16 protein-coding genes and 1 other RNA gene are annotated in these 14,135 nt (G+C 40.4%); 4 read left to right on the forward strand and 13 right to left on the reverse strand.

The annotated features are described in order from the left end of the window. Nucleotides 1-29 precede the first annotated feature (29 nt). From AB685_RS02225 to AB685_RS02260, 9 genes are all read right to left on the reverse strand, one after another. On the reverse strand, nucleotides 30-1,172 hold the full coding sequence (locus AB685_RS02225; RefSeq protein WP_047968911.1) for a class I SAM-dependent RNA methyltransferase: 1,143 nt from the start codon (nucleotides 1,170-1,172) through the stop codon (nucleotides 30-32). A gap of 159 nt (nucleotides 1,173-1,331) precedes the next feature. Then, an RNA gene (gene rnpB, locus AB685_RS30080) (RNase P RNA component class B) lies at nucleotides 1,332-1,721 on the reverse strand. A 62-nt stretch (nucleotides 1,722-1,783) separates the two neighbouring features. Beyond that, entirely contained in the window at nucleotides 1,784-2,089 is a 306-nt protein-coding gene (gene gpsB, locus AB685_RS02230) for a cell division regulator GpsB (protein ID WP_047968912.1), read from the reverse strand. A 104-nt stretch (nucleotides 2,090-2,193) separates the two neighbouring features. Further along, complete coding sequence (locus tag AB685_RS02235; protein WP_047968913.1) at nucleotides 2,194-2,760, reverse strand: DUF1273 domain-containing protein; 567 nt, start codon at nucleotides 2,758-2,760, stop codon at nucleotides 2,194-2,196. Nucleotides 2,761-3,029: 269 nt separating this feature from the next. Continuing rightward, nucleotides 3,030-3,440, reverse strand: a complete 411-nt coding sequence (locus tag AB685_RS30085) for a spore coat protein (protein WP_047968914.1) — start codon at nucleotides 3,438-3,440, stop codon at nucleotides 3,030-3,032. Nucleotides 3,441-3,779: 339 nt separating this feature from the next. Further along, nucleotides 3,780-5,015 carry a ribonuclease H-like domain-containing protein gene (locus AB685_RS02245; RefSeq protein ID WP_347230858.1) on the reverse strand — a complete coding sequence of 412 codons (1,236 nt, stop codon included), beginning with the start codon at nucleotides 5,013-5,015 and terminating at the stop codon, nucleotides 3,780-3,782. Between the two features lie 42 nt (nucleotides 5,016-5,057). Then, complete coding sequence (locus tag AB685_RS02250; protein WP_047968916.1) at nucleotides 5,058-7,325, reverse strand: DEAD/DEAH box helicase; 2,268 nt, start codon at nucleotides 7,323-7,325, stop codon at nucleotides 5,058-5,060. A 155-nt stretch (nucleotides 7,326-7,480) separates the two neighbouring features. Then, complete coding sequence (locus AB685_RS02255; RefSeq protein WP_047968917.1) at nucleotides 7,481-7,693, reverse strand: cold-inducible protein YdjO-related protein; 213 nt, start codon at nucleotides 7,691-7,693, stop codon at nucleotides 7,481-7,483. Nucleotides 7,694-7,857: 164 nt separating this feature from the next. Next, nucleotides 7,858-9,780, reverse strand: a complete 1,923-nt coding sequence (locus tag AB685_RS02260) for a lysylphosphatidylglycerol synthase domain-containing protein (RefSeq protein ID WP_047968918.1) — start codon at nucleotides 9,778-9,780, stop codon at nucleotides 7,858-7,860. Between the two features lie 156 nt (nucleotides 9,781-9,936). On the opposite strand from AB685_RS02260, the gene AB685_RS02265 reads away from it, so the two are divergent. Then, nucleotides 9,937-10,401 carry an Hsp20/alpha crystallin family protein gene (locus AB685_RS02265; protein WP_047968919.1) on the forward strand — a complete coding sequence of 155 codons (465 nt, stop codon included), beginning with the start codon at nucleotides 9,937-9,939 and terminating at the stop codon, nucleotides 10,399-10,401. A gap of 108 nt (nucleotides 10,402-10,509) precedes the next feature. Here the strand turns inward: AB685_RS02265 and AB685_RS31635 are convergent, their stop codons facing one another. Beyond that, entirely contained in the window at nucleotides 10,510-10,659 is a 150-nt protein-coding gene (locus tag AB685_RS31635; protein ID WP_198530442.1) for a hypothetical protein, read from the reverse strand. A 137-nt stretch (nucleotides 10,660-10,796) separates the two neighbouring features. Here AB685_RS31635 and AB685_RS02270 point away from each other — a divergent pair, with 137 nt between their 5' ends. Then, complete coding sequence (locus tag AB685_RS02270; RefSeq protein WP_128755788.1) at nucleotides 10,797-10,994, forward strand: hypothetical protein; 198 nt, start codon at nucleotides 10,797-10,799, stop codon at nucleotides 10,992-10,994. A gap of 569 nt (nucleotides 10,995-11,563) precedes the next feature. On the opposite strand, the gene AB685_RS29650 is transcribed toward AB685_RS02270, so the two are convergent. Then, nucleotides 11,564-12,196 carry a YppG family protein gene (locus tag AB685_RS29650; RefSeq protein ID WP_053073699.1) on the reverse strand — a complete coding sequence of 211 codons (633 nt, stop codon included), beginning with the start codon at nucleotides 12,194-12,196 and terminating at the stop codon, nucleotides 11,564-11,566. Nucleotides 12,197-12,402: 206 nt separating this feature from the next. Between AB685_RS29650 and yppF the strand changes: the two genes are divergently transcribed. Continuing rightward, nucleotides 12,403-12,606 (forward strand): YppF family protein, encoded by a 204-nt coding sequence (yppF, locus tag AB685_RS02280; RefSeq protein ID WP_047968921.1) that lies wholly within the window; start codon nucleotides 12,403-12,405, stop codon nucleotides 12,604-12,606. Between the two features lie 300 nt (nucleotides 12,607-12,906). After that, on the forward strand, nucleotides 12,907-13,074 hold the full coding sequence (locus tag AB685_RS31640) for a hypothetical protein (protein WP_198530443.1): 168 nt from the start codon (nucleotides 12,907-12,909) through the stop codon (nucleotides 13,072-13,074). 238 nt (nucleotides 13,075-13,312) lie between these two features. Here AB685_RS31640 and AB685_RS02285 read toward each other — a convergent pair whose 3' ends face one another. Then, on the reverse strand, nucleotides 13,313-13,672 hold the full coding sequence (locus AB685_RS02285) for a YppE family protein (protein ID WP_047968922.1): 360 nt from the start codon (nucleotides 13,670-13,672) through the stop codon (nucleotides 13,313-13,315). Between the two features lie 39 nt (nucleotides 13,673-13,711). Further along, nucleotides 13,712-13,969, reverse strand: coding sequence for a hypothetical protein (locus AB685_RS02290; RefSeq protein ID WP_047968923.1), 258 nt, complete (start codon nucleotides 13,967-13,969; stop codon nucleotides 13,712-13,714). Between the last annotated feature and the right edge of the window lie 166 nt (nucleotides 13,970-14,135).

The raw sequence follows: 14,135 nt of genomic DNA on the forward strand, positions 1-14,135 counted from the left end.
TTCCCTGTGATTGATCCAATTAAACGTCGTTATCCCTTTTTGGGTGGACGCTTTCCCCAGTATTGATACAAATCTGTTTTAATAAAGCCGTTAAACAATTTTCGTTTTTTGGTTGCTTTTTTCCCGTAGAAGCTTTCAAACCCTTCATGGGAAGTCAGCATATACACAGACCATGTATCCAGTTCTGCAAATGCTTTACCCATTTCACGATACATCTTTTCCACTTCTGGTCTTTCCCCAAGTCGTTCCCCGTATGGAGGATTTCCAATTATGACACCATACTCCTTTTTGGAAGTGACATCACGCACCTGCATTTGTTTAAAATCGATCAATTCTCCAAGACCTGCCTCAAACGCATTTTCTTTGGCAATCGTAATCATTCGGTGATCAATATCATATCCTGCAATATCCAGAGGCTGATCGTAATTGGCTTTGTCTTCCATCTCTTCACGTGCTTTATTCCATAGGTCTTCCCCTACCCAGTGCCAATCTTCAGACACAAAGTCACGGTTAAAACCTGGTGCAATGTTTTGTCCAATTAATGCCGCTTCGATCGGGATGGTACCGGAACCACAGAATGGATCAATAAAGGGCTTATCAGGATACCAGTTAGTCAACATGACAAGAGCCGCTGCAAGTGTTTCCTTAAGCGGAGCTTCCCCTTGGTCAGCTCGATAGCCACGTTTATGCAATCCAATACCTGAAGCGTCAATGGTTATTTGAGCAACATCTTTTAATAGGGCCACTTCTATTTTGTAAACGGCCCCTTTTTCATCCAACCAGGCTGACTGGATATTGTAATGTGCTTTAATTTTCTCTACTACTGCTTTTTTTACAATGGCCTGGCAATCCGGAACACTAAAAAGCTTTGATTTTACAGACTTTCCTATAACCGGAAATTCCGCATCTTCAGGAAGATAGTCTCCCCACGGAAGTGCCTTTGTCTTCTCAAAAAGTTCCTCAAAAGTTGTAGCCCTGAATTCTCCAACGACCACTTTAATCCGGTCTGCTGTACGTAACCAAAGGTTTGCACGGCAAATCGCCATGGCATCCCCTTGAAAAATAACTTTTCCATTATCAACCGTACATTCATACCCGAGATCTCTTACTTCTTTAGCAACAAGGGATTCTAGGCCCATTGCTGCTGTTGCAATCAATGTGTAGTTCTTCATTTATGATCCACCCTAACTGAAATTCAATTTCTAATATGTATTATTTCCACATCTTGAGTTTTAAAATTAAAATATACTACCTATCAAATAAAGCTCTCCTGGCAACAGGAGAGCTTATGATACATAGTCATAGTTGGATGCGACATTCAATCAATAGTGATCTGTAAGCCATGTTCTGTTCCCTTGTACTGCAAACGGATCGCTCCTTGTACGCAGGTGGTAACCATCTGTCTACAGAAACTTAAAGTTTCTGTCCCTCTCATCGTTTAGTTCCTTAGAGAAGGTGCCCCTACCATTATTTGGGTTTCTCGCTCGAGGGGTTTACCTCGTTCCACTCTTACAATTTCTTGTAAGACTACGTCACTGTGGCACTTTCAAGGTATTAACACCATATCTAAAAGACTTAGGTGCGTTCCCTGCCGTTAGCTTCGTCCGAAAACCAAGCTACCCTAGCTTATTTTTTCGCTAGGCACGAACACTACAAGCATCTCAGCCTGTGCGAGCATGGACTTTCCTCTACAGTCGAAACTGTAGCGGTTACCCAATCACTATTGATGTCAGCAAGATATAGTATAGTAAAATTTAACGAAGAATGCAACTGTAAATTACTGTCAGTCGTATAATTTACTTCCGAAAACATGTTTCTCCAAGTTTGAAAGCCTTCTTAGTATATCAAAGTTGGTAGATCCACTGTTTGTATTGGTTGGCTGAGGCTTCTTGCCTGCTTCTTCAACCTGCCTCTTGAGTCTCGCGTTTTCTTGAAGCAACAAGTCATATTCTTGGTAAAACGTTTCATAGTCCTTGATAACAACATCTAAAAACTTGTCCACATCTTCCGCTTTGTAGCCTCTCATCCCTGATTTGAACTCTTTTTCCAGGATCTCTTTTGACGTTAATTTAATTTTATCTGATAGCATAAGTCCCTCACCTCTATGTGAGTGCCCATTATATCGTATTTTTTTCAATTCATGGGTCACTTGTCAATTTCTATTTCTAATGAAAATTAGTTACTCTTATCACATTACCAATTCTGCGGATCGTTAAACTGTTCTTCTTCCACTACTAGCTGTAATTCATAGCTGTCAATCATATATATGGGGTATTCTGTACTAACCGATTTTTTCCGTGCCATCTCAATAATATATTGTGGGCTACCAGGACCCTCTTCGTCGTACACTACTAATAAACCGTCTGACTTATCCACGATGAACTGATTTTTTAATCGTAGCTGCAGAGGAGATTCATATTTCTTTTTTGTAATGGAGTCAATATGATTAGCTTGTGACAAAATAAGCTCATAATACTCCTTATTTTGCTCACTCCATTTTTCTTCCTGCTCGAGAAATGGGGTGAAGACAGCCAATTTGAGATCTGGATATGTCAGCTGCAGATCATATACCACTTCCGCTGCCCAAAGCTCCACTCCCAGCTGTCCGCTGATGACAATCCATTCTAACCCATTGTTCTCTTCCAGTAAAGCAGTGAGCCGTTTCTGAATGGCCTTTTTGATAAAACCGATAGCTGGATCATCTTTTTTAAATATTTGAAGTTCTTGTGGTTTATACCCGGTTATTACTAATACTTTCATAAGCACCTCTACTTAAAATAATAAATAGAAAGGGAAAAAAGCGCAAGCTTTATGAGAAAAGTGGAGCCGGCTCGTTCTGGCCCGACAAGCATAAGACGGGTTTCGGAAGAGGTCGCTCTTTTGACCTCTGTAGAAAAACGACTTATGACCTCGAGGGCCAAGCCGGCGGAACTAGACACCAGTGAAATGCTGAAGCCCCTCATTTATGTAAAGGAAAAAGAACTGACATAGCCAGTTCTTTTTCTATCAATTATTCAAGCAAAACTCGCTTATCTTCCATAACCATGAGGCTTACATTGACCAGGCATTCCGCCAGGGCCCATTTGTCCGTATCCAGCACCCATTTGTCCGTATCCAGGACCTTGTTGTGCTCCCATAACTTGACCAGGCATTCCCATTTGTCCGTATCCGTATCCAGGGCCGGTTTGTGCTCCCATTACTTGACCTTGACCACCCATACCAGGGCCACCAGGGCCACAGTTGAAGTGTTGGTGCGACACAGAATCCACCATGGAATCTGAGTGCGGGAAATAATGTTTGTGTTGGAACTGTTGGTTGTTTACATATGTTGTGTGTGAAGGATGAATGTGAGGAACCTCAGTAGTAGAAAACAGGTTTTTAACACAACATTTAGTAGGGTGAACGATTGGTGCCATCATATTAGGTCTACAGTTGTACATACTTTTGTTCTCCTTTCAATTTGTTTTCTCTTTACATTAACAAACTATGAAAGAAGTGAGGTACATGTACTAATACAAACACCTATTTTCACAATATATATACAGCTGCCTACCATTTTTATAGTAAAATCGTGTAGATATTATCCTTTAAATTGGAAAGTCCAAATAACGTAAGGCCGATAACAACAAAAAACAAGCATAAAATAAATCTAGACAACGTGCTCTCTCTCCCATATTTCTATTAGTAGTTTTGTCATTCACAATTGTTAATTTTACATGGTAAAAAGCACGTTGACAATATATGTTTTACAAAAATTGAAGAAAATTTTGAAATAAATTTCAATTATTTAATTTTCTTTGCAATCGTTTCAATCTTTTCTCAAGATCAGATAAAACCGAAGGCTTGTTTTTTAATAAACCTGTATTTTTTTGATTACACCAGTCCATGGACTTTTCCGTATAAAATAGGGCAAGCGGCAAGTCTTTTTCCTTGTGCTCTAGTATTTTCGCCAACTCTATCCCAGCTTCTTCCTTATGTGGGTTTTCTTCATGTTGAAAGCATTGGAGAAACAGCATTTTTGCTTCCTCATAATTTTTCTCCTGTTTCTTCAGCATCCCCAATTTAAAGGTTGCCTCCCATGAAGTATCGGCAATGTTCTTATATATCGTAGCTGCAGCTTCCTTTTCTCCCAAGGCATCATACCAGCGTCCTACTTCATACTCTTCCTCTTTGTTTCTTTCCTTGTTTTTCACCAAAAGGAGCTTTGATAAATGGGCATACAAGGTAATAAGGGTGAGCACATCCCATTCATTGTGTTTAAGGACTCCTTTGATTCCCTGCATTTCATGTGTTTTCACAAAATCAAAATAAATCATTGGAGCCAAAAATCCTGGTATGTCATCTTTACGTTGAATACCAAGGATTTCTTTTTCAACATTTGCAAGTCTTACAGATTCCATTTTGTTTTTCCAGAGCCTTCTTGAAGCATGCAGAAGGTCATAGTGGCCAAAGGAGGGAAGCTTCGGTACATGCTCTCTTATTAACGTGTGACGAGTTCTCACCTGTGGCCAATCAAATGCTTTTCCATTATATGTGACAAGTGTAGTATAATCTACCGCTTCCAAAAAGCTCTGATAAAGCGCCACTTCGTTACCCGGTCCCGGTAGCAGATGTTGCCTTACCACCACTTTATCCTCTAAAACCCTGGCATAACCAAGTAGGAATATGGTGGTTCCCGTCCCTCCACTTAACCCGGTAGTTTCTGTATCAAAAAAGAACAAGTCTGAAGCATGATGCCCTTTTGCAGATAACGGATGCTCTACATCAGATGTCTGCCACTCTTTCATTACTGGCAAAAGGTCACCCAACTTGTACTTTCCATGCCAATAGTCCAGATCATACTCCACTTCCCGTATCAGGCAATACTCATTATTGGCATAGTACGGCTTAGCACCATACGATTCCCACTCTTTCATATTTGGTATTTCGATCTGACTGGAAGCGGAAGCCTTTTTCGATTGTTCCACTTCTCTCTCAGCTGATTTGGAAGTATCAGATTGTAGATGTTTCTTCATCCTTTTAAGTTTATTCTTCATGCTCATTCTATTTACCCCGCTTTACACAAGCCGTCGAAGAAGTGATAGTGACAACTGCTTGGAATCTTCGTCCGGATAGTCTGCACCTATACATGAGGGACATCCAGAGCGACATGGACAGCTGCCGATCAGTTCGCTTGCTCTGCTTAACAATTCATTTATATGAGAAAATACTTTTTCGCTTAGACCTATCCCACCAGGATAGCGGTCATAAAAATATATCACAGGCTTTTCATCATAGGTGGACTTGACTTGTGGAACAACCTGCACGTCCATCGGTTCGCACATCAACAATAAAGGAGCTACATGTTTCATGGCATGAGCGATACCTAACAAACTTTTTTCTAAATCATCACCCTTTAGGCTTTGGGTAATTCCCTCCTCCAACGTTATCCATGTGGCACTGGTCTGTAGCTCTTCTTCAGGCAGGTAAATCGGCCCGGAACCGATATTTTCATGCGTCTCAAATTTGATTTTCTTGAATATGGTAGCCATCGCCCTGACAGAAACATCTCCGAAAGATATGGTTCCTGCTGTATAGTCCATCTGCTTGTCCACCTCCAGAACGTCCAAGGAAACGGCAAGATTTGCATCGGTAAAGTAGTCGACATTCACTTCTCTTACAAACGCCTTCTTTTCTTCCCAATCCAGCTTTTCCACTTGATATTGTATCCCTTGATGGAGATAAATGGCCTCATCATGAAGCAGTGTCATCGAGCTGAAACGGTCCATTTCGCCAATCACCTTGTTAGCTGGTTCCGAGGATTGATCCACAATAATGACATTTTCCTGGGAAGCTGAACGCAGACTGATGTTATGTGCCGGAAAGGCATCATTCATCCAATGCCACTTCCCGTTGTTTTCATGGAGGACCCTCTCTTCCGTCAAATAGTCAAGAATATCTTCCAGCTCCACGCCATCGAAGGTATCACCTTTTTTAAATGGTAACTCATAGGCGGCACATTTAATGTGGTCAACAAGGATAACGAGATTGTTCGGGTTTATTCTCGCTGATTCAGGATTGCTCTTCAGAAAAAATTCAGGATGCTGGATGACATACTGATCAAGAGGATTGGAGCTCGCAACCATTACAATGACAGCCTCCCCTTGCCTTCTTCCTGCACGTCCCGCCTGCTGCCATGCACTTGCAATCGTTCCCGGATAGCCGGTCATAATACATACTTGCAGCTGCCCTATATCGACACCAAGCTCAAGAGCATTTGTGCTGATGACACCATAGATCTCTCCATTCCTTAAACCCTTTTCAATCGCTCTACGCTGTGTGGGCAAATATCCCCCACGATATCCTTGAATGGACTTTTCCCCAAGTTGATCCTTCACAAGCTCTTTCAGATAGGTCAATAAGATTTCCACTCTGACTCTGCTCTTGGCGAACACAATGGTCTGAATTTTTTCCTGAAGAAACTCGGCGGCTAGCTTTCTTACTTCCAATGTGGCACTCCTTCTAATGTTGAGTGGCTTATTGACGATTGGCGGATTATAGAAAACAATATGCTTCTTGCTCGATGGTGCCCCATTATTGTTAATCAGTTCAAAGCTTTCTCCTGTAAGCTTTTCTGCCAATTCCTTTGGATTCGCTATCGTGGCAGAGGTACATATAAAGGTGGGGTTGCTACCATAAAAATTGCAGATCCGCTTCAATCTCCTGATAACATTTGCAACATGGCTTCCAAAGACTCCCCTGTAGGTGTGCAGTTCATCAATCACAATATATTCCAGGTTCTCAAAGAGGGAAACCCATTTTGTGTGATGTGGCAGAATGGCGGAATGTAACATATCGGGATTTGTGATAACGACATGCCCTGCTTTTCTCACCTTTTGTCTGATAGTTGGTGCTGTATCTCCATCATACGTATAGCTGTTGATTGGAACGCCCATCTGTGTGATGATTTCGTTCAATTCACTCTTCTGGTCTTGTGCAAGTGCTTTCGTGGGAAAAAGATAAAGTGCACGAGCATCATTGTTCTTCACGATTTTTTGAAGGACGGGCAGATTGTAGCACAACGTTTTTCCAGATGCAGTCGGTGTGACTGCTACAAAGTGCCTTTTATGTATGGCTGCATCAAAAGCAGTTGCCTGGTGTGTGTATAAAGAGGAAATCCCTCTCTTGGTCAATGAATGTAACAACCTCTGGTCTATCTCTCGCGGGAACGAAACGGACTGCGCTTCTTTAGGCGGGACCGTTTCCCAATGTACAATATTTTTTGCTATCGACTCTTCTCTTTTCATCCAGTCAATAACTTCATAAATCGTTTTTCTCCATTTCATACGCTCACCTCATTGTCTAGTTCTATTTTAGCGAATAAGCGTTCGGTTCGTAAAGAGGCGTTTATTGGATTATGGGGAATGTGGACAAATAATACGACTAAAAAACAGGAAAACCAAGCACAGAAGCATGCTTGGTTTTCCTGTTTGAAATGTATTTACATTTTCTGATTTTGACTGTAGTTATTGATGACTGCTAGCACTTTGGTGGATTGTGTCATACTGCTATGGCAAAGCGGACATGTTGGGACTTCAATCTCGCTGTTCTTGAAATTGTCTCTCATCCAACCATTGCAATCCTCTGCCTCACAAACCCAAACTTTCGTTTCCTCGGTTACGATTTCTTCTACTTCTCTTCTTCCAAAAGCCATAGTACCACTCTCCTATCTGTTGAGGTGGGGCGCAATTTATCCTCACTAATATACTCTTAGTATTCCAATTTACGAGGAAAAAATAATAAAAAAATAAAAAAAGCATCCTCGTCATACAATCTCTTCCATATAATTATAACACATATACATTGAAAAAGCAGTCTTCAGGACATTTTATTCACGACACGATTCAACCATTTTATATTGGTTTTTGCGACAATTTGCGGAACACTATTCGATAAAGCATAGACTGTTACGTCCTCTTTGATAATCTGAAAACCCGCTTCATAAAATGATGCTATTTCTTCGTTCTTGATACTAGGAACAATGACGATAAATCCATATCTATCCATCTCATTTTCAAACTTCTGACACAGAAAAACACTCTGCGCATGTAAATCCCTATTTACCTCTATTCTTTCCATTACAACAAGATTATCCATCCATTTCTGATAATAGATCTTCCCTTGATCGGTGGAGTAGACATATATGGCTTTATTGTGAAAGAGTGGCCTTGGAGTCTTCTTATCAACTTTAGAAACAGCCTTAAACAAAGAAGCTGACCCCTTCCACCTTTTGAAAAACAACCCGAAAAACAAAAGCACGAATGCCAACAACATACCTACCCCAACGTCTTGCCACAACGATTGGGTATCAAGAGAGAATATGTCCTGCAATTTTTTTGGTACAATTTTTTGGATATAGGAAATCTGTAGAGTTCCCACAATTACATAAATCAATGCGATGCCTAATAGAATCACACCATCAATAAGTACTTTGATAAAGGTATATTGACTGCTATGTCGATAAAATAGTTTCCTGGAAAAATACAATAGAAACATCGCGACAAGTAAAAGAACAGCTTCCCAAAAATGGAAACCTTTCGAAAAACTAACTAGAATTCCGATAGCAAGAATGAAAAATGTAAAATAATACGCTCTTTTCACCCTATCTTCAATCGCTCTTGCTAAAACAAGTAAAGTGATACCTATTGTGATGGAAAACTGATGGGAAATCTGCATCATTTCCATGGATAGGAAATCATTCGCTATGCTTATTTTACGGACAATTACAGGAATAACCGGAAATAGCACTAACAGTACACCCACAATGAGTACCCAGATAGAAAGGATTCTATGACACAGTTGTGACCAGGTCTTTTTATCTGGCAGTAGAGACTTCCATGCTTTCTCTTTGAACATAAAGTACAAGAAAAAAACATTACTGATAAGAAAAGGTACTACATAATACACAAGACGATACAGGAGCAACAACGCCACAAGTTTCTCCTCATATACACCAAATGAAGCGAATCCGACAAGAATGACAAAATCAAATGCCCCTACACCACCAGGTACTGTGCTTAATACACCTGCAATGGCAGCCATAAAAAACAGCATGAAGATAACTACAACCGGAACGTCGACATTTAACATAGCTGAGGTCTGCCAGAATACTACACCCGCGAGAACCCATTCTAAAATGGAAACTCCAATCAGCTTAAATTGTTGTTTTAACGGCAGGCTTTTGGTGAAATGACTTGCCGATACAATGAAAAACAGGTATCCACTCATAATAAGAAGAGGCAATTTTAAAATGGGATAATCCAACAGCAACGTGGGCCGTGACCATTCATATGCTATTATCCACCACGCAAATACAGACAAACCACAAAGCATATAGGGTAGAATAATCGTTACACTTTTCAAAAGTCCAGGGATATTTTTCACATATTTCCGATAGTACATGGTTCTTAGTCCTACCCCTGCAAAACCGCCAAACCCCATGAAATTAGCAAAGGAATTCGATGAAAACCCGTAAACAGCCAGTTTTCTTGCTGGTACCTTCAATTTCAATCTCCTGACGACGAACATATCATAAATAATCATGGAAGAAACAGCTACCACACCCAAAAGAACCAGCCATGCAAAGGAGAAAAATCCAATATCCTGAACTTTTCCAAGCACAAGAGCAAGATTGATGGTTTGAATCTGTTTTTTTCCTTCTATATATAAAATAATCAAGATTGTCAGTGGAAAAACAACCTTCAGTACTTTTAAAAAATATGTATTCTTTAATAACTGCATAAAAAACTTCCTTCTTTAAACTTCTTAATTCCAAAAGTATCATAAATTGTACGCGCTTACCATGAAAATTTTGTCGTTTCCTTCCGCATTAATATTGGAACCCATATGAAACAAATTCAATATAGTAATGATAAAGAGCAAGAAAGGAGCAATTCCATGAAAGACGAACAGGATAACCTTCCACAAAAAAGAACCTCCCCAAACAACATAATGTCGTCCATTGATGCTTTTTTCAGTAGTTCCCCCATTAAAGGGCTGCTACATCAAATGGATGATTTTTTCGGAAATGCGTTTGAAAATACTTCTCTTCCGTTGGAAACAAAGGAAACCTCCGGAGAGTTTATAGTTATTTGCAAACTACCAGGTATTAAAAAGGAACAGATCAGTATTGAAACCTTTGACAGGTCTTTAACAATCGGAGTGAAAAATGAAGAACAACTGGAAACGATAGATGATAGTGTCCAATTTGTAAGCAGTAGCTATTCAATGAAACAGTCCAAACGAACAATCCCTGTCCCCGCTTACGTGAAATTGCATGCTTTACAGGCGAATTACCGGGACGGTCTCTTACAGATTCGTATTCCAAAGAAAAATAGTAAGCAAATCAATATTCAGGATTAGGAAAGCGAAACGCCTGGAATGGAGAGCAACGATTAATGTCACAAATAATAATATGAGGGTTTGTTAACAGTCGAAAACAACGCAGATCTCCTGCGTTGTTTTCATTTGTTAATTTTTATGAGATTTCGAACCGTATTTTGCATTTTCTTCAGGAGTTGAGTCCATTTGGATACTTGCCAGTTCTTTCGCCGTTTCTTCTCTGTGCGGGTTATTAGGATATTTATTTTTACGTTCTCTATTATCATTTTTGTTTGTCATCTAATTGCCTCCCTTTTTCATACAGTTCCTTTTTAGTTTGGATAGTATCTTTTCCTTTTATGTTTGGAAAAGAATTTCAATCTGAACTCCTACATAATTTTCTCACACCGGCAGAGGATATACTTTAGGAGGTGTACATGATGAATAAAGAACAACATTACAAAAAAGTGTATGCAAGTCCATCTACTTCTCCTTCACTAGTGATAAAAACGAACCTAGATGAAAAGCAGAAGGATGATAACCCTTACTACAGCTCTTCCCTCAACCACCAGGAAGAAGAACAGCTTGACAACTTTTTCTTTGAACAAGAACCAAAAGGTGAATACCATAAATAGATGTTTTTAATTAATTGGCATTGCAATAGGTGAGAAAAATCAAAAAAACCGGGCAAAACCGCCCGGTCTTTTAATGCTAAATATTGAGGTTAGCCTCCGGTGTTCCTTTCCGCAAATGGCTGCGCTTATCCTATGGGCGACCTTGAGCCTCCTCACAACGCTTGAGGGGTCTCAAGATTGTCGCTACTCCCTCGTAGGACAAGGAAGGCTACGGCAGCGATACATCGCACGCAGAAAATGCTCGCATTTTCAAGGAGTCTTCGCCATTTGCTCCAATCCACAGCTAGAATTCTTAAGTAAGCTTGGGTAATGGCTACTTCAGTCGCTTTTTAGTAAGATGATTTTCGTTCTTCTAACGGTGAATGAAACCACCTAGTTGATTGTAGTGGAAGGCGCGCAGACTCCTGCGGGAGGAAGGGACAGGGAAGACCCCGCAAGGCATAGCCTGAGGAGGCTTCCGGACCGCCCGCGGAAAGCGAAGCGCCTGGAACGGAGATCAACAGTTAGATGCAGTTTCAAAAATCATAAAAGCTTTGTTAACAGTTGAGTGCCTTTTAACGGCAATCTTTTTATGCTTTAAACGTAGCTGTTATACCCTTGAACATGTTATTCAGCTGGTTTACTGTGTTCATCATTTGGCCTGCAGTATCCATCATCTTTTTCATATCCACATTCCCGTCCTGCCCCTTAAATTGGTTCATAAAAGAATTTACCTGGGAAGTTTGGGGCTTAGCAGATTGTGTTTGCGTTGGGTATGGATTCATGAATGGCATGCCCATTGGATTTGGCATACCCCCTCCATTTGTCCCTTGAGCCATACCAGGCATCTGCATTCCTTGTGGAAACCCATTCTGTCCCATGCCTCCCATCTGCATGCCCTGTTGAAAAACATTCTGACCTCCTCCACCCATTTGCATGTTTGGTGGAAATGCATTCTGTCCCATCTGATTCATCATATTAAACGGAAATCCTGACGATGGCATATTCCCTCCTGAAAACGGCATCGTGTTCATGAAGTTGTTAGGAGTCGTTCCCTGTTGGTTCATCCAACCTCCATCCATAAACTGCTGAGGGATCACTCCCTGCATTCCTCCACCATTTGCGTTAGGCAGAAAGTTGTTTAAAAAAGGAAGCTGATTCAAAAAAGACATGTTCCGGTTATATGATAAATGTCTAGGTCTGCCATACATTCTCCTAAACATTCAAACCCCTCCTCTTTTCTAGCTATACATAACATATGAACAAAAATTGGGAAAGGTGCCTATTATAAAAACTGCAGCAGTGAGAAGAATCCATTTTTTATCACGCAAATTTTGTTTAATTTTGTCGGAAGTTTCATTTTTTCAAAAACAAGAAAAATTATATTTGCATGCTATTATTAAATTAACTTCAAATGGGGGGGATTATTATGATACTAGAAGAATTGCGTCACAAATTTGTCGCCTGTAAAAGCTATGAACCGATGGAGCACAACGAGTTAATGGATTTTGCCAGACAGCTTTATCTTCGAGGAGACCTGACGATAGGCCATTTCCGTAATCTGATTCGTGATCTGGAGGCAAAAGGTGCTGTTCCGCCAAATACATTTGAAGACATTTTAGAATTAACATAATACCGCATGATACATTGAGACCTTTATGGTCTCTTTTTTAAATTTTTGTTAAAGTAAAATGTTAATATTTTCTATACTTTAGCTGTTGGTTGTAGCACGGGGCGTAGACTCCGGCGGGAGGTAGCGCTTAGTGGAGACCCCGCAGGCTTGTCCGAGGAGGCTCCACAAGTGCCCCGCGGAAAGCGAAACCAGTGCGGAAATCAACAGCGGCGCTCTGTTAATATCATGGTGGTTAATTGTTGGCAGTTATGAGAATTACATTTCCATGGAAAGCTAAAGTGGAATAAAGGAGGGAAAAATATGAGCCGTGGAAAAAATTTCAACCATAAGAAAAAAGGTCATGAACCAACAATAGGTACAAAACCTGCTGAGAAGAAGGTCTTTGAAAAGGTGGAGTATGCAATCGAGCCTGTTGCAACAGCTGAGGATCGTCCTGTAAGCAACAAAGCAGAAAAAGATCGCTCATAAACACGATTAAGCCTGGCCGATCCCCTGGCCAGGCTTTGCATTTTAAATTTTGGCTCTGTTAGACGCCGCTGTTGATTTCCGCAATAGGCTCGCTTTCCGCGGGGCGACCTTGAGCCTCCTCGGGATTTTGCCCTGTGGGGTCTCAAGATTGTCGTTACTCCCCCGCAGGAGTCTACACCTTTTACTCCAATCAACAGCTAGAAACCAACTCATTATCAACACTTAACTTTAACAGAGCCTAAATTTTAGAAAGGGTATCATTCAATACATATCTAATGGATTGGATCATGCCCTTGAAACGTTTCTCACGTGTATCAGGATAAAAACACTGTACGGACACCATGTTTATGTTTTCCACTGTGCTATCTATCTGTTGGGTATGAATATACTTCGGCTGTTCCGTCAAAATCCACTCTTTAACAGTATTTTCCCATTGCTGGACCGTTACATACACTTCGTCCGCAAAAGGCTTGACAGTATGAAAAAAATCGGGATTTTCCTTATTATCTCTAGTTGAATGAAATAGTTCTTCAATCCTGTCCAGATAATCCAATATTTGATCAGATATTTGTTTAACGTTCTGTTGATTGCCAGACATTTTAACTTCACCTCTAGCAATACATATTATCATATCTTCTTATACAGAGTAAGCGCTCTGATTAAAGTTGATAGCTTTTGGAGCCTGCACCTTTGACACGCGCTGTTCGGCCATTACTTTTTCTACTTCATCCAACGTCACGTGCAGCCGTTTGATCTGATGCTTCATTACCTCTTCCATCTCTTCCCGCTCTATTTTGAGTGAACTAGACATCGTCTCCTCCAACACATCCATTTGAAGCATCATTTCATGGAACAAATCCGTAATTTCACTTCTGGAAACAATAACATTGGACATATGAAATCCCCTCCATACTTTGTTAATATATAATTTCGTCGTCTTATTTCAACCACCTTCCCATATGACAAAACTAGAAGCATTTCGTCAAAGAAAGTGTTTATTTGCACTTCCACTCTCATATTTCGCATGATTACACACCAAATTGTTAAAAATACAAGAGAAC

The sequence above is a fragment of the Bacillus sp. LL01 genome (genome assembly GCF_001037965.1).

What these genes read in the sequence shown, in the direction of transcription:
- AB685_RS02225 (WP_047968911.1), bottom strand. Translation starts at nt 1,172, where the DNA reads ATGAAGAACTACACATTGATTGCAACAGCAGCAATGGGCCTAGAATCC.
- gpsB (WP_047968912.1), bottom strand. Translation starts at nt 2,089, where the DNA reads ATGCTATCAGATAAAATTAAATTAACGTCAAAAGAGATCCTGGAAAAA.
- AB685_RS02235 (WP_047968913.1), bottom strand. Translation starts at nt 2,760, where the DNA reads ATGAAAGTATTAGTAATAACCGGGTATAAACCACAAGAACTTCAAATA.
- AB685_RS30085 (WP_047968914.1), bottom strand. Translation starts at nt 3,440, where the DNA reads ATGTACAACTGTAGACCTAATATGATGGCACCAATCGTTCACCCTACT.
- AB685_RS02245 (WP_347230858.1), bottom strand. Translation starts at nt 5,015, where the DNA reads ATGAAGAAACATCTACAATCTGATACTTCCAAATCAGCTGAGAGAGAA.
- AB685_RS02250 (WP_047968916.1), bottom strand. Translation starts at nt 7,325, where the DNA reads ATGAAATGGAGAAAAACGATTTATGAAGTTATTGACTGGATGAAAAGA.
- AB685_RS02255 (WP_047968917.1), bottom strand. Translation starts at nt 7,693, where the DNA reads ATGGCTTTTGGAAGAAGAGAAGTAGAAGAAATCGTAACCGAGGAAACG.
- AB685_RS02260 (WP_047968918.1), bottom strand. Translation starts at nt 9,780, where the DNA reads ATGCAGTTATTAAAGAATACATATTTTTTAAAAGTACTGAAGGTTGTT.
- AB685_RS02265 (WP_047968919.1), top strand. Translation starts at nt 9,937, where the DNA reads ATGAAAGACGAACAGGATAACCTTCCACAAAAAAGAACCTCCCCAAAC.
- AB685_RS31635 (WP_198530442.1), bottom strand. Translation starts at nt 10,659, where the DNA reads ATGACAAACAAAAATGATAATAGAGAACGTAAAAATAAATATCCTAAT.
- AB685_RS02270 (WP_128755788.1), top strand. Translation starts at nt 10,797, where the DNA reads ATGATGAATAAAGAACAACATTACAAAAAAGTGTATGCAAGTCCATCT.
- AB685_RS29650 (WP_053073699.1), bottom strand. Translation starts at nt 12,196, where the DNA reads ATGTTTAGGAGAATGTATGGCAGACCTAGACATTTATCATATAACCGG.
- yppF (WP_047968921.1), top strand. Translation starts at nt 12,403, where the DNA reads ATGATACTAGAAGAATTGCGTCACAAATTTGTCGCCTGTAAAAGCTAT.
- AB685_RS31640 (WP_198530443.1), top strand. Translation starts at nt 12,907, where the DNA reads ATGAGCCGTGGAAAAAATTTCAACCATAAGAAAAAAGGTCATGAACCA.
- AB685_RS02285 (WP_047968922.1), bottom strand. Translation starts at nt 13,672, where the DNA reads ATGTCTGGCAATCAACAGAACGTTAAACAAATATCTGATCAAATATTG.
- AB685_RS02290 (WP_047968923.1), bottom strand. Translation starts at nt 13,969, where the DNA reads ATGTCCAATGTTATTGTTTCCAGAAGTGAAATTACGGATTTGTTCCAT.